This window comes from Caballeronia cordobensis (assembly GCF_001544575.2).
Lineage (GTDB): Bacteria > Pseudomonadota > Gammaproteobacteria > Burkholderiales > Burkholderiaceae > Caballeronia > Caballeronia cordobensis.
This window is the reverse complement of sequence record NZ_FCNY02000007.1, coordinates 195,529-217,261: the sequence shown is the minus strand read 5'-3', so window position 1 is coordinate 217,261 and position 21,733 is coordinate 195,529. Positions and strand designations below refer to the sequence as shown.

General features: G+C 63.3%; 23 protein-coding genes. 10 read left to right on the top strand and 13 right to left on the bottom strand.

What is annotated here, in order from left to right:
• Nucleotides 1–9: 9 nt before the first annotated feature.
• Nucleotides 10–303 (bottom strand): hypothetical protein, encoded by a 294-nt coding sequence (locus AWB70_RS15490; protein WP_045453534.1) that lies wholly within the window; start codon nt 301–303, stop codon nt 10–12.
• A 281-nt stretch (nt 304–584) separates the two neighbouring features.
• Between AWB70_RS15490 and AWB70_RS38735 the strand changes: the two genes are divergently transcribed.
• Nucleotides 585–758 carry a hypothetical protein gene (locus AWB70_RS38735; protein WP_156903116.1) on the top strand — a complete coding sequence of 58 codons (174 nt, stop codon included), beginning with the start codon at nt 585–587 and terminating at the stop codon, nt 756–758.
• A 68-nt stretch (nt 759–826) separates the two neighbouring features.
• Here AWB70_RS38735 and AWB70_RS15485 read toward each other — a convergent pair whose 3' ends face one another.
• Nucleotides 827–1,201, bottom strand: coding sequence for a hypothetical protein (locus AWB70_RS15485; RefSeq protein WP_232355506.1), 375 nt, complete (start codon nt 1,199–1,201; stop codon nt 827–829).
• Between the two features lie 245 nt (nt 1,202–1,446).
• Here AWB70_RS15485 and AWB70_RS15480 point away from each other — a divergent pair, with 245 nt between their 5' ends.
• Nucleotides 1,447–1,881, top strand: a complete 435-nt coding sequence (locus tag AWB70_RS15480; RefSeq protein ID WP_053569101.1) for a hypothetical protein — start codon at nt 1,447–1,449, stop codon at nt 1,879–1,881.
• A gap of 18 nt (nt 1,882–1,899) precedes the next feature.
• On the opposite strand, the gene AWB70_RS15475 is transcribed toward AWB70_RS15480, so the two are convergent.
• The 5 genes from AWB70_RS15475 to AWB70_RS15455 all read right to left on the bottom strand — a co-directional run bounded on the left by AWB70_RS15475 (nt 1,900) and on the right by AWB70_RS15455 (nt 7,510).
• Nucleotides 1,900–2,112, bottom strand: a complete 213-nt coding sequence (locus tag AWB70_RS15475) for a hypothetical protein (RefSeq protein WP_053569100.1) — start codon at nt 2,110–2,112, stop codon at nt 1,900–1,902.
• A gap of 114 nt (nt 2,113–2,226) precedes the next feature.
• A complete protein-coding gene (locus tag AWB70_RS15470; protein WP_053569099.1) occupies nt 2,227–3,234 on the bottom strand; it encodes a fimbrial protein in 1,008 nt (335 codons plus the stop codon).
• A 26-nt stretch (nt 3,235–3,260) separates the two neighbouring features.
• On the bottom strand, nt 3,261–5,900 hold the full coding sequence (locus tag AWB70_RS15465; RefSeq protein ID WP_053569098.1) for a fimbria/pilus outer membrane usher protein: 2,640 nt from the start codon (nt 5,898–5,900) through the stop codon (nt 3,261–3,263).
• Between the two features lie 229 nt (nt 5,901–6,129).
• Nucleotides 6,130–6,861, bottom strand: coding sequence for a fimbrial biogenesis chaperone (locus AWB70_RS15460; RefSeq protein ID WP_053569097.1), 732 nt, complete (start codon nt 6,859–6,861; stop codon nt 6,130–6,132).
• 79 nt (nt 6,862–6,940) lie between these two features.
• Nucleotides 6,941–7,510, bottom strand: coding sequence for a fimbrial protein (locus tag AWB70_RS15455; RefSeq protein ID WP_045453518.1), 570 nt, complete (start codon nt 7,508–7,510; stop codon nt 6,941–6,943).
• 565 nt (nt 7,511–8,075) lie between these two features.
• Here AWB70_RS15455 and AWB70_RS15450 point away from each other — a divergent pair.
• Nucleotides 8,076–9,014, top strand: a complete 939-nt coding sequence (locus AWB70_RS15450) for a DMT family transporter (RefSeq protein WP_053569096.1) — start codon at nt 8,076–8,078, stop codon at nt 9,012–9,014.
• A 34-nt stretch (nt 9,015–9,048) separates the two neighbouring features.
• Here the strand turns inward: AWB70_RS15450 and AWB70_RS39280 are convergent, their stop codons facing one another.
• Nucleotides 9,049–9,474, bottom strand: a complete 426-nt coding sequence (locus tag AWB70_RS39280) for a hypothetical protein (protein WP_235024261.1) — start codon at nt 9,472–9,474, stop codon at nt 9,049–9,051.
• Nucleotides 9,475–9,880: 406 nt separating this feature from the next.
• Between AWB70_RS39280 and phaP the strand changes: the two genes are divergently transcribed.
• Entirely contained in the window at nt 9,881–10,459 is a 579-nt protein-coding gene (gene phaP / locus AWB70_RS15440) for a TIGR01841 family phasin (protein ID WP_045453514.1), read from the top strand.
• Between the two features lie 65 nt (nt 10,460–10,524).
• Here phaP and AWB70_RS15435 read toward each other — a convergent pair whose 3' ends face one another.
• Genes AWB70_RS15435 through AWB70_RS39525 form a run of 4 tightly spaced genes read right to left on the bottom strand, consistent with a single transcriptional unit; the run spans nt 10,525 to nt 12,981 of the window.
• Nucleotides 10,525–10,899 carry a DOPA 4,5-dioxygenase family protein gene (locus tag AWB70_RS15435; RefSeq protein WP_053569095.1) on the bottom strand — a complete coding sequence of 125 codons (375 nt, stop codon included), beginning with the start codon at nt 10,897–10,899 and terminating at the stop codon, nt 10,525–10,527.
• A gap of 53 nt (nt 10,900–10,952) precedes the next feature.
• Nucleotides 10,953–11,300 (bottom strand): hypothetical protein, encoded by a 348-nt coding sequence (locus AWB70_RS15430; RefSeq protein ID WP_053569094.1) that lies wholly within the window; start codon nt 11,298–11,300, stop codon nt 10,953–10,955.
• Entirely contained in the window at nt 11,297–12,820 is a 1,524-nt protein-coding gene (locus AWB70_RS15425) for an FAD-binding oxidoreductase (protein WP_053569271.1), read from the bottom strand. The genes AWB70_RS15430 and AWB70_RS15425 overlap by 4 nt, the downstream gene beginning before the upstream one ends.
• A gap of 32 nt (nt 12,821–12,852) precedes the next feature.
• Complete coding sequence (locus AWB70_RS39525; protein ID WP_255724411.1) at nt 12,853–12,981, bottom strand: hypothetical protein; 129 nt, start codon at nt 12,979–12,981, stop codon at nt 12,853–12,855.
• Between the two features lie 156 nt (nt 12,982–13,137).
• On the opposite strand from AWB70_RS39525, the gene AWB70_RS15420 reads away from it, so the two are divergent.
• The 4 genes from AWB70_RS15420 (at nt 13,138) to AWB70_RS15405 (ending at nt 18,337) form a co-directional block, all read left to right on the top strand.
• On the top strand, nt 13,138–14,541 hold the full coding sequence (locus tag AWB70_RS15420) for an aminotransferase-like domain-containing protein (RefSeq protein WP_053569093.1): 1,404 nt from the start codon (nt 13,138–13,140) through the stop codon (nt 14,539–14,541).
• Between the two features lie 31 nt (nt 14,542–14,572).
• Nucleotides 14,573–16,894 carry an ATP-dependent DNA helicase gene (locus AWB70_RS15415; RefSeq protein WP_053569092.1) on the top strand — a complete coding sequence of 774 codons (2,322 nt, stop codon included), beginning with the start codon at nt 14,573–14,575 and terminating at the stop codon, nt 16,892–16,894.
• Between the two features lie 131 nt (nt 16,895–17,025).
• A complete protein-coding gene (locus AWB70_RS15410) occupies nt 17,026–17,520 on the top strand; it encodes a hemerythrin domain-containing protein (protein WP_053569091.1) in 495 nt (164 codons plus the stop codon).
• A 115-nt stretch (nt 17,521–17,635) separates the two neighbouring features.
• The gene (locus AWB70_RS15405) at nt 17,636–18,337 is read left to right on the top strand and encodes a 2OG-Fe(II) oxygenase (protein WP_374730241.1); all 702 of its coding nucleotides are present in this window, start codon (nt 17,636–17,638) and stop codon (nt 18,335–18,337) included.
• A 7-nt stretch (nt 18,338–18,344) separates the two neighbouring features.
• On the opposite strand, the gene ribA is transcribed toward AWB70_RS15405, so the two are convergent.
• Nucleotides 18,345–19,013, bottom strand: coding sequence for a GTP cyclohydrolase II (ribA, locus tag AWB70_RS15400; protein WP_041731543.1), 669 nt, complete (start codon nt 19,011–19,013; stop codon nt 18,345–18,347).
• Nucleotides 19,014–19,385: 372 nt separating this feature from the next.
• Here ribA and ahpC point away from each other — a divergent pair, with 372 nt between their 5' ends.
• Together ahpC and ahpF are read left to right on the top strand one after the other, a co-directional pair.
• Nucleotides 19,386–19,949: an alkyl hydroperoxide reductase subunit C gene (ahpC, locus tag AWB70_RS15395; RefSeq protein ID WP_014250566.1), complete on the top strand. Its 564-nt coding sequence runs from the start codon at nt 19,386–19,388 to the stop codon at nt 19,947–19,949.
• Nucleotides 19,950–20,092: 143 nt separating this feature from the next.
• Nucleotides 20,093–21,679 carry an alkyl hydroperoxide reductase subunit F gene (gene ahpF, locus AWB70_RS15390; protein ID WP_053569089.1) on the top strand — a complete coding sequence of 529 codons (1,587 nt, stop codon included), beginning with the start codon at nt 20,093–20,095 and terminating at the stop codon, nt 21,677–21,679.
• The last annotated feature ends 54 nt before the right edge of the window (nt 21,680–21,733 follow it).

Below are 21,733 nucleotides of genomic sequence, written 5' to 3'. Positions count from 1 at the left end.
GGCTTCGTTTCATTTTCTGCCGCCGGTCTCCCGCGCAACACGCTCCTCCGCGTGCCCCGTGTCTCGTTCATGGGCCTCGGCGAACACGTCCGCCAGGCGCTCGCGCAGCGCAGCCGCATCGCGCCGCAGCGGCTCGTTCGGGCAAGCGCCGAGCAATGCATCGATGCGCCGCTGCCAGTATTCCTGCCGCATGACGGCAGGACGCATCGGCGCGGCGCGTCGGCTCGTCGCGACGCGCTCAAGCTCCGCGATCATCCGCCCGATGTGCGCGAGCTCTTCTTGCGCACGCTGATCGGCGCTCACACGCTTTCTCCTCCACTTGCCCCGTCTCCATGCCAGCGCGGGTTCATGCCGTGTTAAACGGCCGGGCCGGCACCTTTATTCCGGATTCGCAAGCGAATGGCCCCCGCGTGCGCCAGGCGCGCGCTTTGCGCTATCGCGTATGTGTTGACGACTATGTGCGCTAACAGCCAGTGGCGCGAGCGCGCCTACGGCTTAATGTGGCAGCAGGCAGTGTTCGCGCGCACGGGTCGCCCCGTCGAACGACCCTGCCCTGTCGGGGAAGGTCCTAGAAAAGGATTGCCATGACCACGCACAAGAAAAACCAGACAGCGCCGCGCCGCGCGGGAATCCGCTGCACCGGCCAGCAACTGGACGCCATCTTGCGTTTCGCCGAGGAACGCAAGCTCGATCATCAACCGCTGCATATCGTGGTCGCCGAATACTGGCGCTATCACGCGCACGCCAAAGCGGCCTGATCGTTCGTTCTTCTGCCGGACTCAAGCGCACGGCCCATGCGGGCACCGCGGGCGCTATCGTCTATCGTTTATTGTCCAGAAAGCACACGCTGCTTGAGCACCCAGATCGCGGTGGGCACCGCGTAATAACCGCTGACGTTGCCCGTCACCAGCTTGCCCGTAAGCTGGATGCGCGCGTTCTCAGGCGGCGTCGCGTCGATGATCTGCACCGCCGATACGTTCGACTGCTGCCGCCCGCCCTGCCCCGTGCCCGCGCTCAACACGCAGATCGGACTCGACAGCGAAAGCACCCACGCTGATTTCGCGGACGCATCGCCTTCGTGCGCGGCCTGGCGCGCCGCCGTGCCTTCGAGCATGACGACATCGCCGTCGTTATAGCAAGGCGCCGCCGCCGCAGAGCCCGCCATCAGCATGAGCACCCAAGCACAGGCTTTCGCAGTCATTCGAACCTCGCGAAGAGCGCGTCACGCGACGCACGGTTCCGGGAAAAGAAGCTCAGTTACTTTAGGTGATAGCCGTGGGGGTCGCAACCCGCGGAAAACCGCTTATCGACCTGCTACTTTCAAACTGTCATGCGGGAACGGGTGTTGCTGATGTTCATATGACAAATCGAACAGCGTGCATCATACGCATGAAGACATCTGTTGCTTGGTCCGTGCGATAAGGCGGACTGACAGAGGGGGCGACGATGAATCAGGTCATAGTTGGCGTGTTCGGCTCCTATCGGGACGGACACGACGCGCTTCGCGCATTGCAGCTTGCAGGCCTGCGACGCGACGATGCGCATCTTTACAGAGCGGGACGCGGCGACATGAATCTCGACGCGCTCCTGCCGCCCACGCACGACGAAGACGACGCGGAATACGTCGCGCACGGCGAGCATCAGGGCGTGATCGGCGCGCGTAACCGCTTCGTTCCGCACGAGCCGTTGCCACGCCATCCGCCCGCGCCGCACACGACCGACGACGGCGCGCCGCAACGCACCTTGCTCGTCATCCGCATATCGGACGACATCAAGCCGGGCGCCATCGGCGAGGTATTGCACGAGCATGGCGCGATCGCGGTGAAGGACGCGAGCGGACACTGGCGCTTCTCGCCCTTCAGGAATTCGGCGCGCGTATAGCGGTCGGCGGTCGGGCGCTCAGTGCATGCCGCGATGCGGCTTGCGCGACGCGAGCCGTTCATCGGCCGCCGATGTTTCCGCACGTTCGTCCTCCTGCGCTTCGTCCGGTGATTCTTCGTCGGCGAGGGCGCGCGCTTCCTGCGCCGCCGCAGCCGCACGCAGGCGCCGGCAATGCGCCGAATGGCGGAATGTCGCGAGCATGCGCACGACTTCGCGGGTTCTCGTTCTCATCGTTGCCTCCTTCGAAGCAGTTGAGAAACTACTTTAAGTGTAGGCGGCAGATCAGCATCGGAAAAGGTGGAACGCGAAATATTGAATCGCGGCTGCGCAAACTCGATGCGCGCGTTATTGATACGACATCGTGAACGTGGCTTTTGCCTTCACGCTGCCGGGAATGAGCGTGCCGGCCGCGCGAACGTAGCGCGCCGTGAGCGGTATTTGCATCTGACCGCCTGCCGCCGCGCCAGCCGTCCATTGATTCACGGTGCCGGCTACGGCCGAATCGGGGCCGAACGCGATGGCGGTCGAGCCGTTCAGAATCTGGATGCCCAATCCGGATGCCGACGATTCCGGGGCCAGCGCCAACGCCGTCGAGCGGTTTGCCGAATTGACGGAATCCGTGATCGTGATCGCGACCTTGACCCCTGCCGGACAGTCGAGCACGAGCGGAACGGTCGTGTCTCCTGTGGTCGCGCCTGCGGTGAGCAGATCTTTGGCGAAGGCTTTCGGAAGATTGAATTCGAGCGCCGGCGTGGAGACGCTGCACGTGTTGCCCGTGATGATGGTTGTTCCTGTCACGGGCTGTGTGGCCATCGTAGTCGAAATGCAGGGTCCCGAAAACGAAACGTTCATGCTTGGCCAGTTCGTGATACTGCCGCTGCCGATCGGCCCGGTCACCACCAGATCAGCCCGCGTGTAGTACTGCGTGTTTATGCTTATGGGCGGCAAAGACTCCGAGATCGGCACGGCGACGAAGGTGCTGTTCCAAGAGCCCGTGATATTGAAGCGTACGCCGACGCCCGGCACGCCGGACTGATAGACATTCGAGAATCCGGGAACCAGCGTGCCCGTCACCGTGACATTTTTGGTCGTGGTACAGGTGGTGTTGGCCACCAGCCCCGGAACGGTCACTTGATTCGAGATAAGCGTCCCGACTGCCGTATCCCGTCCCGCCGACACCGAAGCAGGAAACGACAGAACCGGCATCGTGGACCTGGGGAACGTGACCGAGTCGGCAGCAGCGTGAGACACCGCTGCTGAGAGCACGATCGTGACCAGGATACGGAGCGCACTAACCGCGTCGTTATACACGCGCGTCGTGGTGATAAAACAGGCATCGTTGTTATGTTTCATCTCGCCTTTCCTGAGTGATCGAACGCCTACACCCCCGCGCCGGCACGTTGTCCCGCTTCGTGCACCGAATCGCCCGCGGTCGTGGTCGGCCATCCATCAATACACTTTGATTGCACCGTGGCATAGCCCATGTCCGGACCTGTTTTCGCGGACAACGTGTACCCGATATTGCATTGCTCGCCGGCCCCGTCGCCCCACTTGACCCGCAGTGCGCCCTTGTCCGCGAGACCGCGCGCAAAGATGCGGCTGTCCTGCGCCACCACGCCGACGACATGCCCTTCGCCATCCGTCACGTCGGCACCGAACGGCAGCGGCTCGCCGTCCAGCCGCGGCGCGCGGATCAACGCGGCGCGGCCCGTGACGGTCTTGTACTTGAGCATCACGATCGAACCCAGACGCGGCGCCGCGCTTTCCGATGTCGACTGGAACTCCACATCGGTGGACGAGCCCTTCGGGTCGATATCCACCATGTTCATGCCATACGGCGTCATATACGGCACGACCGCATAACCGCGCGAATCGACCTTGACGTCTTTCGAGCTCGAAATCGTCGCGCCTTGCGCCCCTTTCGCTTCGACGATGGCGAAGGTATCGCCGACCGTCTGCGACAAGGTCACGCCGCCCGGATGCGCAACGATCGACCCGCTCACGCCCGCCGACATCTGCGACGAATTCGCGCCGCCGCTCGCCGATGCCGTCACCGTTGCATACGGCGCGCGATAGACGCCGCTCGCGCCGGCATTCGCATTCACGCCCGCGTTCGAGCCGGACGTCGCCGAGCCGTACACGTTGTACGAATACTGATCGCGCTCACCCGCGGCGCCGCTCACGCTCGCCTGCATGCCCGATGCGCCCTGCCCGGTGCTCGCGTTCAGACTCAGTTGCGGCGCATGTTGCGAATGACCCAGCGGAATGCTCGTGCTCACCATGATTTCGTTCGACAAGGTGCCGTCGGCGTTGACGGAACGTCCGGCCGTCACGCTATAGGTGCCGTATTTGAAACTGTTCGAATACCCCGCCTGGAAGAACACATCGCGCCCCGGCCGGTTCCAGTAACGTTGCGATGACGCCGTCGCGAACACGGAGCCGTGGTCCTTCAGCGGCTGATTGACCGTGAGTTGCATGCGCCCCCGCTGACGGTCCATCACGTTGCCGCCGTTCTCCGCGTAGTCGCGAACGCGCGCCGCATCCGCGAAGCCGAGATAGCCCGTGTCCGAATAGCGGTACGCGCCGAGTGTGAAGTTGGTGTCGGTTGCATCGAAGAACTTGCTGTAGCCCAGATGCAGGCTCTTGCCCTGCATCGTCTGATAGCCGGGAATCTCGGTGCGCGCGCCGGTGATGTCAACCGCGAAGGCGCCGTACTTCGTATTCAGCGCAGCGCCGACATTCGCCGCCGCATAGCCGTTCGATGCAATGCCGCCGCCATATACCGTGATGAGATCGGTCAGGCCGCGCTGCACGGTGAACTGCGTGAAGCCGGGCTTCATTTGCAGGCTGTCGTCGCGCAACTGGCCGGCGGTGAAGGCAAAGCGCGTCGTGCCGGGGCGCAACGATTGCGCCACCGATGCATACGGCACGGTGAAGCTCTTCGCGTGACCATCGGCTTCCGTGACGGTCACGTCGAGATCGCCGCCGTATCCCGTCGCGTACAGATCGCGAATTTCGAAAGGCCCGGGCGATACGCTCGTCTCGTAGATCACCTGTCCGCCCTGACGCACCGTCACGCGCGCATTCGACGCCGCCGTGCCGCGCACGACCGGCGCATAGCCGCGCAGCGATTCGGGCAGCATGCGGTCGTCGGTGGACAGTTGCGCGCCGCGAAACGCCACGCTGTCGAAGACGTCGCCGGGCGTTTGCGCGTCGCCGAGCGTCGCCTGCGCCTTGAGCTTCGGCACATCGTGCTGAACGTAAGTGGCGATATTGTCGAACTGCGTCGCCTGGCCGGTCGCCGCCGTCAACGACGACTGATGCCTGAAGTGCCATCCGCCGATGTTCACGCCCGCATTCAGGCCGAGATACGACTGCGTCGAATGCGCGCCGCCGCTGTGGCTGTCGTACGCATTCGCGTTATAGCTGAGAAAGGCCGCGTTGACGCCTTTGTCCCACAACTCGGGCGACACGTATCCGCGCGCCGTGTTGCGCATGTACTTTTGCGGCACGGAGAGCACGAGCTTCTGCTCGGAGAAATCGAAGTCGACCGTTGCATCGGGAACGGCTGCAGGCAGGTCGATACATTCGACGCCGGCCAATGCGCTCGCGTCTTGCGGTCGATCCGCCGCAATCTTCGCGAAGTCGAGGCCGAAGCGTTCGAGCATGGGGCGCGTCAGGCAAGCACGCGCGCTTTCACCCGCATTCGCCGCGGCGAAGCGCACTTCCTGCCGTGCGATGCGGATGTCGTTCAGCCAGATGTCCACGGCGTACACGCCGGGCGATACGACGTTGCCATGCGCGAAGCGCGCGATATCGACGCGCTCTTTCGAATCGAGCTGCAGGAAAGTCGTGTCGAATTCGACCGCCTGATTCGCTTCGTTTGCCGCCGCCACGCTTGCCGTGCTCGCGGTTATCGCAAAGAGCGACAACGCCACCGCAACCAGCGGATTCAGAACAAATGAATCAGCCTTCGCATTGCGCAGCGTGTTGGATTGCCCTTTGCATGACGACTTCATAACGTTAGCCTTCGGTTCGGATGGATCGAATTGATTGACGACCAGCAAACCGATGCTACGTATTTCCGAGATAGAGATATCTAGGACGAGTTCGAATTTTAAGATGCAGATAGGCCTATAAAAAAGGCTCGGGCGCATCGACAAACGATTCGCCCGAGCCTTTTCGAGATTTGAAACAGCGTGATGCAGTTACGGTGATGCCATCGTCGTGCGTCGCGCTTCGCGTTGCTCACTCGGTGGCATCAGCATCGCCTTCTATCGCGCCGCCGAAATCGCTGATCGCGATGTAGTGAACCTTGCCCGCATGCACGCCGCTCATCTTCGGGATGGCGATGATCTCTTTGCCATGCGGCGCGACCATGCCACCGGTTTCGTTCTTGTAGCTTCGTCCGTTGGCGGAAACCTGAATTTCGCTGAACGAAACGTAGTACGCAGTCGGATTCGATACGGCCAGCGCATTGCCGCCGCCCTGAGCCGCCGGCACGATCTTCCAGTCGAGCATGCGCGGTGCGTCCTCCGGCTTGCCCGGCAACTTGGGCGGCCGCACGAACACCTTGATGCGCGTGCGATAAGCCAGTTGCAGCGTGTTCACATCGGGATTGGCTTCCGCCTTGGGCGGCACGTCGAGCACGTTGAGCCAGTAGATGGACTCGCGGTCTTGCGGCAACGCTTCGCCGCTGAACATCACGCGCAGCGTTTGCGACTTGTTCGCGTCCATGCGGAAAATCGGCGGCGTGATGACGAAGGGTGTCTTGCTCTCGGCGGGCTTCGTGTCGGCGTTGCCGTCATCCATCCAGACCTGCACCAGCGACGGCGTGCGGCTGTCATTGTTCAGCTTCACGGTGACTTCGCGCTGATCCAGCGGATAGACAACGCGCGTTCCGCCGATCGTTACGCTTGCGTGAGCCGCGCCCCCGAACATTGCAATCATCAACCCCATTGCGGCTATCCATCGCTTCATCGTCTGCTCCCTGGCTTGTGCTCATGCTTACGGGCGTTGACCAGCGCCAACGCCCGGCTTACTGCGTACGCCCTGCTGCTTACTGATACTGCATCGTGTATTCGACCGACGTGTTGACGCTGCCCGCCGTCGCCTTGCCCGTCGCGTAGTACTGCGCGAAGTAGTTGAGCGTCGCCGCACCGCCCGAAATGGCCGCGCCGCTGGTGGCGACGTCGTTGTTCGTGTTGGTGAGGATGTTGATCGGCTGGAGGTTCGCATTGAGCAGGCGCACCTGAACGTTGTTCGCCGGCGAAGCCGATGCCAGATTCTTCAGATTGCCGCTGCTCTGGTCAATGGTCGTACCGTTTTCGAAGCGTGCGACGGCTTTGGTCGCCGCGCCCGAGCAACCGCTCAGCGTCAGCTTGATGTCGCCGAGGTTCGAGATGCCCGCCGTCGCACCCGCCGCCGACAGCGCGCCTGCGGTCACGGTCGGAAGCGTCGCGGTGACGTTCGCGGGCGAGCCGCTCGCGACGCCATTGATCGAGCACGTCGTATCGGAAACCGCACCGTTGACCGTGATCGTGCCATCCGAGGCGTGAGCGTTCATGGAGGTGAGGGCGACGAGGCTCATCGAAACGATGCCGGCTGCGAACAAGATGCCTTTTTTCATGGGGTGTCCAGATAACTTGAATAAATGGTTAAAACTATTTATGGAGTCGTCGGCGCGCTTTTTTTTGCGCATCGTCTCCGCGGATGACGCGTGTACCGTGTCCAACTTTCTGGTTGATCCGGCGTTCTGCGTTGAGGGAATAGTAGAAAACCGCGGGTAAGAAAGATCTAATCTTCGTCTTAGATTTTCAAGACAAGCATTAAGATTCGATCGGAGAATGGCCTCTAAGCCCCTATTGGCGGGCTTCCCGGCGTATGTTTCGGAAACTGCAATGCGCTATTTCCAGCGCGCGAGGCTTATTGCACGCCGCTTCGACAGCGCGTTCATCGCGATCGAAAGGCACGTTCGTTCGAACTGGATAGTACATTTCCGACAACGTGACTCTCGCACAACAATGTGGGAAGTTCTTGACTGTTGCCTTGCAAGCGGGCCGCTGCGCCGGGACAATGAAGCACGGCCCGATGGGCCGCTCTTTCATGAAGAGCCGTTATCAGAAGCGTTGCCGCGATGCCATCCGGGCCGTTGGACGCGCTTCACCGTGCGGCGGCGAACCGACAGGAAATCGATGGCAAGCTTAGAGGGCAAAGCGCGATACCGCATTGATACCGATAACACCGGAGCCGGTATCGGCATCATGATCCTGACGACGGCGACCTTCGCGGCCAGCGATTCCACCGTCAAGGTGATCGGCGACGCGGTCCCTCTACTGGCGCTTCTCTGGGTGCGTTATCTGTTTCAGATGATCGTGCTGGGCGTCTGGCAAGCGCGACGCGGCGCGTTCGGTCTCTTTCGCACGGGCAGCGTGAAGCTGCAGGTCGTGCGCGCGGTGCTGCTGCTCACCAATTCCGCCTGCACGTTCGCGGGCCTGCGCCATCTGCCACTGCCGGTCACGACATCGCTCGCGATGCTCGCGCCGCTCATTTCCACGCTGCTCGCCGCGCTCGTGCTGAAGGACGACGTGCCGCGCAGCAAATGGGCGATGGTCGTGCTCGGCTTCATCGGCATGCTGCTCGTCGTGCGGCCGGGCGGCAGCCAGTTCAGCTGGACGGTGGCCTATCCGATCGGATCGGCGCTCACCTTCGCGTGCTTCCAGGTCGTGTCGAGCCATCTCTCGCGCGTCGACGATGCGATCACGACCAACTTCCTCACCGCGCTCGTCGCGACCGTCGTGCTGTGCGTGCTCGTCTGGATGGACCAGGCGGAAATGCTGCCGGCGCTCGCGCAGGTGCGAGCGGGAAGCTGGCTGCTCGTCGTCTTCATGGCGACGATGGCGACGCTCGGCCAGGCGCTGATGCTTCAGGCGCTCAAGCGTGCGTCGCTGTCGATCCTCACGCCCTTCTCCTACGGTCAGCTCGCGTTCGCGGCGCTCTTCAGCTGGCTGCTGTTCGGCCAGGTGCCGGACACGTGGATGGCGATCGGCATGGGCGTGATCGCGGCGAGCGGCATCGGCACGGTGCTCTTGCACGGACGCAAGCCGTCCCCGGCCGTATCGACCGAAATCTGACGCTGAAGGAGGTTGGCGAGCGCCGCGAACGCGGTCAGTTCGCCGGATGCGCGCCCTGATCCTGGCCCGTGCAGAGCCAGTGCGGATCGATATCGAGCGCTTTCGCGATGCGGTTGAATGCGTAGAACGGCGGAACCGTAATGCCGCGCCGCCAGAATTGCACGTCGTGCTCGCTCACTTCGAGCCAGCCGGCGGCTTTTGCGGAACTGACGTTGGCCTTCTGCAAGGCCCGGTCGAGTCGTGCGGCCATGGCGCGCCGCAAGGTGTTGTCTTCGTGGCTACGTTCCAGGTGGCCAAGTGTTTGGGTATGTCGCCCCATTTTCTTCAATTCTCTCGATTTATATTTTATGCCGTTCAGCGCCGGCTCATTCGCGCGAAAAAGAATCGTACGCATTCCCGATGACGTGGCAGTGACAACCAAAACCCGGAAATGCTTGCCGATAATCCGTGAATTCTTCACGCGTATTGCAGTGCGAGATTGTTCCAACTAGCGCATGAATGCGTCAAGTGGGGAAACAACGCATTCGGTAACTTTGGGCTTAGGTGTTTACGAGGGGAATGCCGTTAAATCGCGCGTGGGCAGTGTTGGCGAACGCACGTTCGCCATCCGCGCGAACGGGAATTACTCCGATTTATGGAAGACTGCCCAGACCTTAAAATAGTCATACTGTTTATGTGATGTCTGATCACTTTGTCTTATCCGCGAATATCTATATGCGCACACGGTCGGGTTCTTTTTGGAAAAAATGAACGTATGATTTAATGTCAAGCGGGGAAAACGTAATTGACACTTCACTCGCTTTCCTTAAAATAGGTGATTCGCTGCACTGCACAAATTCATCGCGTAATCAATGGGGAACATCCATATGGAATCGAGCATCAGCAGTCTTGCGCCGGAAAACGTCATTGCGTCACAAAAGGCGGGAGTCAATACGACTTTCGGCCTCGCCGCCCAAGCCGTCGAAGGTTTTGAAAAGCTGGTCGATCTGAACGTGCGTACGGTCAGGACGGTGCTCGACGAGCATCAGGCGCTCTTCGCCCGGTCGCTGTCGGTGCGCGATCCGCAGGAATTCTTCGCGCTTCAGAACCAGCATTTGCAGGACAGCGCCCAGCGCGTGCAGGCGTACTGGCTGAACGTCTATGAAATCGCCACGGGCGTGCGCGGCGGCTATCTGGAAGCGGCGCAGGATCAGATCGAGAAGTCGCAGCGCAATGTGCAGGCGTTCGTCGAAAGCCTGGCGAGCAATGCGCCCGCCGGGAGCGAAGCGGTCGTTTCCGCGTGGAAGTCCGCCATCGATGCCGCCACGGAATCAGCGAATTCGGCTTACGAAGCGGCTCGCAAAGCCGCGCGTCAAGTGGTCGAGGCCGCGCAAAACGACGCCACCGTCGCAAGCCAGTCGGCCGTGCGCGCCGTGACGCCGAAAACGGCCAGCGCGAAGAAGTAATTCCGCGGGACGTTTCAGGAAAAAGGCGGACGCGTTCCGCCTTTTTCTTTTTCCGTGTCAGGCGATCAGCCAATTAGCCGATCAAGCACGAGCGCGTGCGACCGGCCAATCCACACCGCCGAATCGCGATGATCGACGAGCGCATCGCCGGTATTCGGGTGCATGAAGACATCGAGCGCGCCGTGGTTGAGCGCCAGCCAGGAAAGCATCGGCGCGAGCAGACTGTCGCCGAATCCCAGTTGAAACGACCACATCGGATGCGGTCCGACCGGACGTTCGTGAAAGCGGCCGAGGCGCAATGCACCGCTTTGCAGTTCGCTCCCAAAGCGCGCCTCGATGACCTGCCGCAACTGCCACGCGGCGTCGCGAGTCACGGCGTCGAAGTAAATATGCGCGTGCCAGTCGGCGATCGTACGGGTGCGGGTGTCCGTGGTGTCCATCGTTTCGTCCGTGCGCGGCAATATCGAGATACGTTTATTTTATCGGGCGCTTTCTAGCCGCGCTCGAACGTCCAGAGCAACGCGCCCTCCTTCCATTCACGATGATGCAACGCGCGCATGCCGATGCCCGCGCCGAGCTGCGCCAGCACGAACGCATCGGAAAAGCGTGTCAGGCCGCCGATCGCCGCTTCGTTCGACAGGCGCTCGAACCACAGCCAGCCCGCATCGCCCGAAAGCGAGACGACGCGCGCGCCGTGCTCGTTCATGCGACGCACCAGCACACGGCTTTGCGGCAAGTCTTCGTCGATAACCCACGTTCGCGCCGAAGGCGCTACAGCCGCGACGCACGGAATCCACATCGAACCCGTTGCGAGCAGGAAGGCGCGTCGCGTGACGTTCATCGCGTGGGCCAGATGCCCTGCTTGCCCGGCGACAGAATGCCGTTCGGATCGAGCGCGGTCTTGATCGTATTCGATAAGCGCATCAGCGCGTGGTCGTTGAAATCGTACTGCGCGGCGGCCAGATCCATATACGCCAGATGCGCGCGATATTGCCCGTAGCCCGCCGCGCCCGCGTCGCGAATCAGCGTTTCGATCAGCGCGCCGGCGTTACGCGATTGCCGCGGATCGTCGCGATCGAAAATCGCCGCGAAGATGTGATGCATCGCGCGTTCGCCCACCGTGAAACCGCCGTAGTAATCGAAGCCGAACTGCGCGGCGCGTTCGCGCACCATGCGCGCCTGCTTCGCGGCATCGCGTCCGAGCGGCGGACAAATCGGCGAATAGTCGATATGCGCGCCCGAGCCGCCGCGCCAGTCGAGCAAGCGAAACGCTTCGAGCCCCGGAATGCCGACTTGCGCGCGATCGCCGCCGCCTTCCGGTTCGACGCCGCCATCGCGATACGGCATCTCGAAGAGCGTCGCGCCTGCTATTGGCGCAAACCGCGCGTGAACGATATCGCGCCGCGCCTTCACGAGCGAAGGCGGCCCATACAGGCAAAAGCGCAGATTCCAGCGCCCGATGCCGATCTTGCGCGCCATTGCGTCGATGGCGTCGTCGGGCATGGCGCCGTCGCCGTCGTACCATTGCTTGCGGGTCGAGACGCCCGCCGCCCAGCGCACGGCGCTTTCGATCACCGCGTTGCTCTGAATCGTGCCGTCCATCCTGAGCGGACGCAGCGTATCGACGACGCGCTCCAGATCGTCTTCGCGCGCGAACGCGTATCGGCAGATCATGTAGCCCTCCGGCGCGGGCATGAGCCAGATGCCGAGCTTCGTGACGACGCCGAAACTGGACTGCATGAACATACCGTCATACGACGGTCCGAAGCCGCTCTTGAACACTTGCCAGGCGCGGCTCGCGGACATCGCGCCCATGCCGGTGCGCACCACGTCGCCGTTCGCGAGCACGACTTCCATGCCGCATTGATTCGCGGCGTGGTCGCCATACGGCGTCGTGCCATAGCCGCGTTCGAGCGTGTTGCCGACGACGCTGCCCCAGCCCGCCGCGGGCGGATCGAGCCAGAAGCGCCTTGGCGAGCCGAGCGCGCGATGCAGGTCGTAGTACGTCACGCCCGGTTCGACGAGCGCGTACCCCAGCGTTTCATCGATCTCGATGATGCGATTCATCCGCCGCAAGTCGAGCACGACCGAGCCGCGCAGGCGCGGTGCAGCGCCGCCGTACGCGAAGTTGCGTCCCGTCGATACGGTCCAGAGCGGCACGCCATACCGATTCGCCACGTCGAGCGCCGCGCGCACGCCCTCGACATCGCGCGGCAGCACGACGGCGGACGGCGCATGCGCGAGCGCATCGCCGGGCGCGAACGGATCGAGATACGAAACGTCGTCGCCGGCTTGGACGGCATCGTCGCCGAGGGCCGCCGCGAAAGCCGCGAGCGCCGCGTGGAACCGCGCCGCCGTCATGCCCGGAGGCAGCGGCGCGGCATCGAAAGGACTCAATATCCGCCGCTGCTGCCGCTGCTCGATGTCGTGCCGGACGAACTGGACGAACCGTCCGTCTGACATCCCGCGAGCAGACCGGCGAACAGCACCATCATGACCGTGGCGATTCTGGCGAGCTTCATGACACACCTCCAAAAGGAACGTAGGCATTGAACGCGGCGACCCAGCCGCTCGTTCATTAAACGCATGACGGCCAGCCGATATTCCTTCGCAAATCCGTGTGAGACAATTTCGCGCCCGCTCTTTCACGGTCTTTTCACGCACTTTTCAAGCATGCGATGAAGCGTTACCAAGCCCTTGCCGACACGATGGCCGCCGAGATTCGCGCGGGACAACTGCCCGTCGGCACGCGCCTGCCTTCCGTGCGGCATCTGACGACGCAATACGGCGTCGGCCAATCGACGGTCTTTCGCGCGTATTACCTGCTCGAAGAGTGGGGCTTGATCCGCGCGCGCGAGCGCTCCGGCTATTACGTCGCGCCAGGCGCCGCACTCGCGCCGAAAGTGCACGCGACGCTGACCGAACCCGCGCCCATCGACGTAAGCAGCCTCGTGTTTTCCGTGCTCGATGCAGTGAAGCGTCCGGATGTCGTGCCGCTCGGCTCCGCGTTTCCATCGCCGAAACTGTTTCCGCTGGCGCGTCTCGCGAAGTCGCTCGCGCACGCGTCGCGCATGCTCGATCCGTGGAGCACCGTCGTCGACATGCCGCCGGGGAACGAGGCGTTGCGGCGGCAGATCGCGCTGCGGTACATCGGCATGGGCATCGCGCAGCCGGTGGAGGAACTCATCGTCACGAACGGCGCGATGGAAGCGCTCACGCTCTGCCTGATGGCCGTGACCAAGCCGGGCGATGTCGTCGCGATCGAATCGCCCTGCTTCTACGCCGCGTTGCAGGCGGTCGAGCATCTCGGCCTGCGCGCGGTCGAGATTCCCGTCGATCCGCGCGACGGTCTCGATCTCGACGTGCTCGCCGAAGCGCTCCAGAAGCATCCCGTGCGCGCTTGCTGGTTCATGACCAACTTCCAGAATCCGACGGGCGTCACGCTCTCCGTCGAGAAAAAGCGCGCGCTCGTCGACCTGCTCGCGACGCACGGCGTGCCGCTCATCGAAGACGACGTCTACGGCGAGCTGCATTTCGCGCAGGATCGTCCGCCGCCTGCGAAAGCCTTCGACACGCAAGGTCTCGTGATGCATTGCGCCTCGCTGTCGAAGACGCTCGCGCCGGGCTATCGGCTCGGCTGGGTCGCGGCGGGCCGCTTCGCCGACGCGATCCGCCGTCTCAAGCTGATGACGAGCATCTCGACCAGCATCCCGATTCAGGCGGGGATCGCCGATTATTTGCAGCACGGCGGTTTCGACAAGCATTTGCGCAAGCTGCGCGGCGCGCTGCTCGTCCAGCGCGATGCGATGGAGCACGCTATTGCGCGCTGGCTGCCGCCGGACGTCGAATTTCAGCGGCCCGACGGCGGCTATTTCCTGTGGCTGCGGCTCGCCGAGCACGTCGATGCGATGCAGTTGCATAGGCGCGCGCTCGAAGACGGCATCAACGTCACGCCGGGGCCGATCTTTTCCGCGCGTCACGCGTATGGAAATTACGTGCGCATCAACTTCGGCCATCCGTGGTCTCCGCAGATCGAAAGCGCGATGAAAACGCTCGGGGAATTGCTGCGCGCGGCGTCGTGATAGCCGATTCCCGCATGCTAGACTGCTGTACATGCATACAGTATCCGCGCCCGCCTACACGGTCGCCGTGCGCGCGCTGTGCGAGTTCACGGCGAAACAGGGCGATCTGGACCTTCGCTTCACGCCGACGCCGAGCGCGCAGGAAGGCGTCGCGGGCCACGTGACCGTCACGGGCCGGCGCGCGGCGGGTTATCAGAAGGAGATTTCGCTTTCGGCGGAATACGGGCCGCTTCTCGTGCGCGGCCGCGCCGACGGCTACGATCCCGCGCTCAATCGCCTGGAAGAGATCAAGACGCATCGCGGCAGGCTCGATTCGATGCCGCTCAATCATCGGCATCTGCACTGGGCGCAGGCGCGCGTCTACGGGCATCTGATGTGCCGCAAGCTCGGGCTCGAAGCCATCGAGATCGCGCTCGTGTATTTCGATATCGTCGATCAGACCGAAAGCGTGCTCGTCGAAACGCAAAGCGCGAGCGCCCTCGCCGCGCATTTCGAGGCGCAATGCGAGCGCTTCATCGCGTGGGCGCGGCAGGAACTCGCTCACGGCGCGGCGCGCGATGCCGCGCTCACGGCGCTCTTGTTTCCGCATGCGGATTTCCGGCCGGGCCAGCGCGCGCTCGCCGAAGCGGTGTATCGCTCGGCGGTGTCCGCGCGCTGTCTCGCGGCGCAGGCGCCCACGGGCATCGGCAAAACGGTCGGCACGCTGTTCCCGCTGCTTAAGGCGTGGCCGGGCCAGCGGCTCGACAAGATCTTCTTTCTCACGGCAAAAAGCGCGGGGCGCCAGCTCGCGCTCGATGCGCTGACAACGCTCGCGGCCACGCCCTTGCGCGTCGTCGAACTCGTCGCGCGCGACAAGGCCTGCGAGTATCCCGACCGCGCGTGTCACGGCGAATCGTGTCCGCTTGCGCGCGGCTTCTACGATCGCCTGGCCGGTGCGCGCGCCGCCGCGCTCGAATGCGCGCAGCTCGATCGCGCGGCAATCGCGGACGTGGCGCGCCGGCATGAGGTCTGTCCGTACTATCTGAGCCAGGAGCTGTCGCGCTGGGGCGACGTGATCGTCGGCGACTACAACTATTACTTCGATACCAGCGCGATGCTGTTCGCGCTCTCGGAGGCGAATCGCTGGCGCGTCGCGGTGCTCGTCGACGAAGCGCATAACCTCGTCGAACGCGCGCGCGGCATGTACTCCGCGACGCTCGATCAGGCCGCGTTCAACCTCATGCGCCGCGCCGCGCCGCCGTTGCTGAAGAAAGCGTTCGGCCGCGTCGCGCGAAGCTGGAGCGAGACGGCGGCCGGGCAGCATGCGGCCAACATCGACTACGCCGCGCACACGGAACCGCCCGCGCGCTTTCTGGCCGCGCTCGGCCAAGCGGTCTCGCTGATGACCGAAACGCTCGGCGAGCAGCCGGACGCCTTCACGCCCGACACCCTGCGCTTCTATTTCGATGCGGTGCACTTCACGCGCATCGCGGAGCGCTTCGGCACGCACTCGATCTTCGATATCACGCTCTCGGGCGCAAAGTCGAATGCGAAGAAGCGCCATGCCGTGCTGTGTCTGCGCAATGTGATTCCCGCGCCGCACCTCGCGCCGCGTTTCGCGCGCGCTCACAGCGTCGCGCTCTTTTCCGCGACGCTCACGCCCGCGCATTTCTACGCCGATACGCTCGGCTTGCCGGCATCGAGCGTGCGCATCGACGTCGAATCGCCCTTTTGCGCCGATCAACTCGATGTGCGCGCGATCGCGGATCTGTCCACGCGCTACCGCGATCGCGAGCATTCGGTCGATCGCATCGCCGATCTGATCGCCGCGCAGTTCGTTCGCGCCGAGGGCAACTATCTGAGCTTTTTCAGCAGCTTCGAGTATCTCGCGCAGGTCGCGGCGGCGCTCGCGGCACGGCATCCGTCGATTCCGTGCTGGCAGCAATCGCGCGCGATGAGCGAGGCCGCGCAGCGCGAATTCCTCGCGCGCTTCGTGCCCGATGGCCGCGGCGTCGGCTTCGCGGTGCTGGGCGGCGCGTTCGGCGAGGCGATCGACCTGCCCGGCACGCGGCTCATCGGCGCGTTCGTGGCGACGCTCGGCCTGCCGCAGTTGAACCCCGTGAATCAGCAGATGAAGGCGTGCATGCACGAAGCCTTCGGCGAAGGTTACGCGTACACGTATCTTTTTCCCGGCTTGCAGAAAGTCGTGCAGGCCGCCGGGCGCGTGATCCGCGGGCCGCTCGATCGCGGCGTGCTCTATCTGATCGACGACCGCTTTGCGCGCGCCGAAGTGCGCCGCCTGCTGCCCGCCTGGTGGCAGGTGAAAGTGCTGCGTCAGCGCGACCTGAGCGGTTCGAGGGAATCGCCTATTTAGACGCGCGGACGGCCGCCGTTAACTCGTCAATCGCGGGCATTCGTCTTGCTGCTCTCGGGCGCTTCGAGGACACGAAGAGGACACGAAGATGGTCCTCGCGGGCCCGTCAGCGCCCTTTCTGGAGAACCCACATGTCCACCGCTCATACCCCGCGACCCGTCGATGCGCTCGACATGCTCGAAGCCGACCATCGTGCGATCGAACAATTGTTCGACGCCTTCGAACGCGCTGACGCCGCCGACCACGAACGCAGGAATACGCTCGTGCAGCGCGCGTGCGAGTTGCTGACGATCCACACGATCGTCGAGGAAGAACTGTTGTATCCGGCCGCGCAGACGGCGCTCGCCGCGCATGACCGCATCGACGTCGACGAGGCGTACGTCGAGCATTTTCTCGTGAAGACGCTGATCGACCGGTTCGCGACGCTGAAGGCCGGCGAAGACGGCTTCGATGCGACCTTCAAGGTGCTCCGGGAGAACACGGCGCATCATATCGAGGAAGAGGAAACGACGCTCTTTCCCGCGGTGCGCAAGACGCAGATCGATCTCGTCACGCTCAGCGCGAAGATGGCCGCGCGCAAAAAGACGCTGCAGGAGCGCATCGCCGAAACCGCGGCGGCGCACTGAATTGCACCGCAAGACCCGGAGTGCGTGACGTGAGCGGGCAGTGCACACTGCATGCAAACTCACGCCTATCCGGAGAAAGCCAATGAAGGTGCTCGAACGCGCGACGACCGAAGACATGGAAGCACGCATCGGCGCGCTCGACTGGGCCGCGCTCGAATCGCAACTGAACGACTACGGCTGTGCGGTCGCGCCCGCCCTGCTCTCGCGCGACGAATGCGAAACGCTCGCCGCGCTTTACGATCGCGACGACGTGTTTCGCAGCCGTGTGGTGATGGAGCGCCACGGTTTCGGGCGCGGCGAGTACAAGTACTTCGCGTATCCGCTGCCCGACCTGCTCGACGAGGTGCGGCGCGCGGTTTATCCGCGTCTTGCGCCGCTCGCGAATCGCTGGAACGAGGTGATGCACATCGAGACGCGCTATCCGCGCGAGCATGCGGCGTTCGTCGAGCGCTGTCATCGCGCGGGGCAGACGCGGCCGACGCCGCTATTGCTGCGTTACGTGCCCGGCGATTTCAACTGCCTGCATCAGGATCTGTACGGCGAGCACGTCTTCCCGATTCAGATGGCGATCCTGCTTTCCGCGCCCGGCCGCGATTTCACCGGCGGAGAGTTCGTGATGACCGAGCAGCGCCCGCGGATGCAGTCGCGCGCCGAAGTCGTGCCGCTTTCACAGGGCGACGCGGTGTTCTTCGCGGTGCATCACCGGCCCGTGCAAGGCACGCGCGGGCCGTATCGCGTGAACATGAAGCATGGCGTGAGCCGCCTGCGCTCCGGGCGGAGGCACATGCTCGGCGTGATTTTTCACGACGCCAAGTAGGCCGCGCTTACTCGTTTTCGTCGAAATAATGGCCGAAGCGCGCCTGCTTCGTCTTGATGTAGCGCTCGTTTTCCTCGCGCATCGGAATGGCGAGCGCGACGCGTTCGCACACGGGAATATCGTGCTTGAGCAGCGTGTCGAACTTCGACGGATTGTTGCTCATCAACCGCACCGATTTCACGTTCATCGCGCGCAGGATCGCGGCGGCCGAATCGTATTCGCGGGCGTCGTCGGGCAAGCCGAGATGCAGGTTCGCATCGACGGTGTCGAGCCCCTGCTCTTGCAGCGCATACGCGCGAATCTTGTTCGCGAGACCGATGCCGCGCCCTTCGTGCCCGCGCAGATACAGCAGAATGCCGCGGCTCTCGGCGGCGATATAGCGCAGCGCCAGATCGAGCTGCTCGCCGCAGTCGCAGCGGTAGGAGCCGAAGACGTCGCCCGTCACGCATTCGGAATGCAGGCGCGTGAGCACCGGCTCGCCGCCGCTCACGTCGCCCATCACGAAGGCGATATGCTCGACGTCCGTATGCTTCACGCGATACACATAGGAACCGAAGGTGCCGTAGCGGGTCGGAATGGTGGCGGTAGCGACGAGTTCGACATCCGCGCACTCGTCACACTCGCCGAAGCGATGTTGCGGGGCCTGCACGTCCTGCGGGGGAGAAGCGGTTTTCATAAGTCAATCTGCGAGTCCACGACGCCGGACCTTGGCCTGATGAAGTGCGCCAGCCCGGTTCGTCATGGTAAAGCCCATCGGGAAAGTTTGCAGATTGTCGCACGGCGCGCGCCGCTTCCCGCGCTTTCCCGTACGAGCGTTCCGCGTAATCGAATTTTCTGAATTCGATGCTGCTGCCGTTGAAACCGCGACGCACGCCGCCATGTCTTCCAGATGTGCGCGCCAACCGCGGGCAAACGTGAAGCGGGCGACATATCGTCGCGATAGGAAAACCCTATCCCGACAATAAAATCAATCCACTTCGCAACTACGATAGCTTTCCTGTATAGTTCACTCACTTCTTCAACACCACTCCAAAAAGGAAACCGGTAAATGCCCATCATCAACAGCCAAGTCAAGCCGTTCAAAGCAACCGCCTACCACAATGGCGATTTCGTGACCGTCACCGATGAAAGCCTGAAGGGCAAGTGGTCGGTGTTCGTGTTCTACCCGGCCGACTTCACGTTCGTGTGCCCGACGGAACTGGGCGACCTGGCTGACCGCTACGAAGAGTTCAAGAAGCTCGGCGTGGAAATCTACTCGGTCTCGACCGACACGCACTTCACGCACAAGGCCTGGCACGACACGTCGGACACGATCCAGAAGATCCAGTACCCGATGGTCGCCGACCCGACGCTCGCGATCTCGCGCGCTTTCGACGTGCTGATCGAGGAAGAAGGCCTGGCGCTGCGCGGCACGTTCGTGATCAACCCGGAAGGCGAGATCAAGCTGTGCGAAATCCACGACAACGGCATCGGCCGCGACGCAGGCGAACTGCTCCGCAAGGTTCAGGCTGCGCAATACATCGCCAAGAACCCGGGTCAAGTGTGCCCCGCCAAGTGGACGCCGGGCGCTGAAACGCTGACCCCGTCGCTCGACCTGATCGGCAAGATCTAAGCTCGTACCCTCTACGAGCCGTATCGAATCTGCCGCGCGTCAGCGGCGGATTCACCCCAAAAACGCGTTCGTCCGGCACTGCGATCTTCGCAGCGCCGCGGCGCGACGCGTCTGCACCACCCAGTCAAGGAACGGACATCGCCATGCTCGACGCCAATCTCAAGAATCAGTTAAAAGCGTATTTGGAAAAAGTCACCCGGCCGATCGAACTCGTCGCCTTCCTCGACGGCGGCGACAAGTCGCGCGAGCTGAAAAGCCTGCTCGATGAAATCGCCTCGCTGTCCACGCGGATCAGCGTCGTCGAGAAAGAGGACGCCAGCGTGCGTCGTCCGTCCTTCACCATCGGCGAGCCGGGCAAGCCCGCGGGCATTCATTTCGCCGGCATTCCGATGGGCCATGAATTCACGTCGCTCGTGCTCGCCTTGCTGCAGACGGGCGGCCATCCGGTCAAGCTCGACGACGCCACCATCGAGCAGATCAAGAATCTCGACGGCGACTTCGCGTTCGAGACGTATTTCTCGCTGTCGTGCCAGAACTGCCCGGAAGTCGTGCAGGCGCTGAACGTGATGTCGATCATCAATCCGCGCATCAAGCACGTCGCGATCGACGGCGCGCTCTTCCAGCAGGAAGTCGAAGCGCGTGAGGTCATGTCCGTGCCGATGATGTTCGTCAACGGCGAGAGCTTCGGCTCGGGCCGCATGGGCGTGAAGGAAATTCTCGCGAAGCTGGACACGGGCGCTTCGGCGCGCGCCGCGAAGGAACTGGAAAACAAGCCGGTGTTCGACGTGCTGATCGTCGGCGGCGGTCCGGCGGGCGCGGCGGCGGCGATCTACGCGGCGCGCAAGGGCATCGCCACGGGCGTCGTCGCGGAGCGCTTTGGCGGCCAGGTGCTCGACACGATGGCCATCGAAAACTTCGTCTCCGTGCAGGAAACCGAAGGGCCGAAGTTCGCGACCGCGCTGGAGCAGCACGTCAAGAGCTATGAAGTCGACGTGATGGACGTGCAGCGCGCCGACAAGCTCGTGCCGGGCCGCGTGAACGAGATTCATCTCGCGAGCGGCGCGGTGCTGAAGGCAAAGACCGTGATTCTCTCGACCGGCGCGCGCTGGCGCGAAATCAACGTGCCGGGCGAGCGCGAGTACCGCGGCCGCGGCGTGGCGTACTGCCCGCACTGCGACGGCCCGCTCTTCAAGGGCAAGCGCGTCGCGGTGGTCGGCGGCGGCAATTCGGGCGTGGAAGCGGCGATCGACCTCGCGGGCCTCGTGTCGGCGGTGACGCTGATCGAGTTCGGCACGGAGCTGCGCGCCGACGCGGTACTGCAAAAGAAGCTGCGCAGCCTGAAGAACGTGACGATCGTCACGAACGCGCAGACCACGGAAATTTCCGGTGACGGCAAGAAGGTCAGCGGCATCGCCTACACGGACCGCGCAACGGGCGCGTCACATCACGTCGAGCTGGAAGGCGTGTTCGTGCAGATCGGTCTCGTGCCGAACACCGAATGGCTCAAAGGCACGGTGGAGTTGTCGAAGCACGGCGAGATCGTCGTCGATGCGAAGGGCGCGACCTCGCTGCCGGGCGTGTTCGCCGCGGGCGACGTGACCACGGTGCCGTTCAAGCAGATCGTGATCGCGGTCGGCGAAGGCGCGAAGGCATCGCTGTCGGCGTTCGATCATCTGATCCGCAGGTCGGTGGAAGACGAAGCAGTGGTCGAAGAAGAAGCGGCGGCCTGAGCGTTCAGTCAGGCGTCGAGTTGACCGGAGGCGGACGGGGCGACCCGTTCGCCT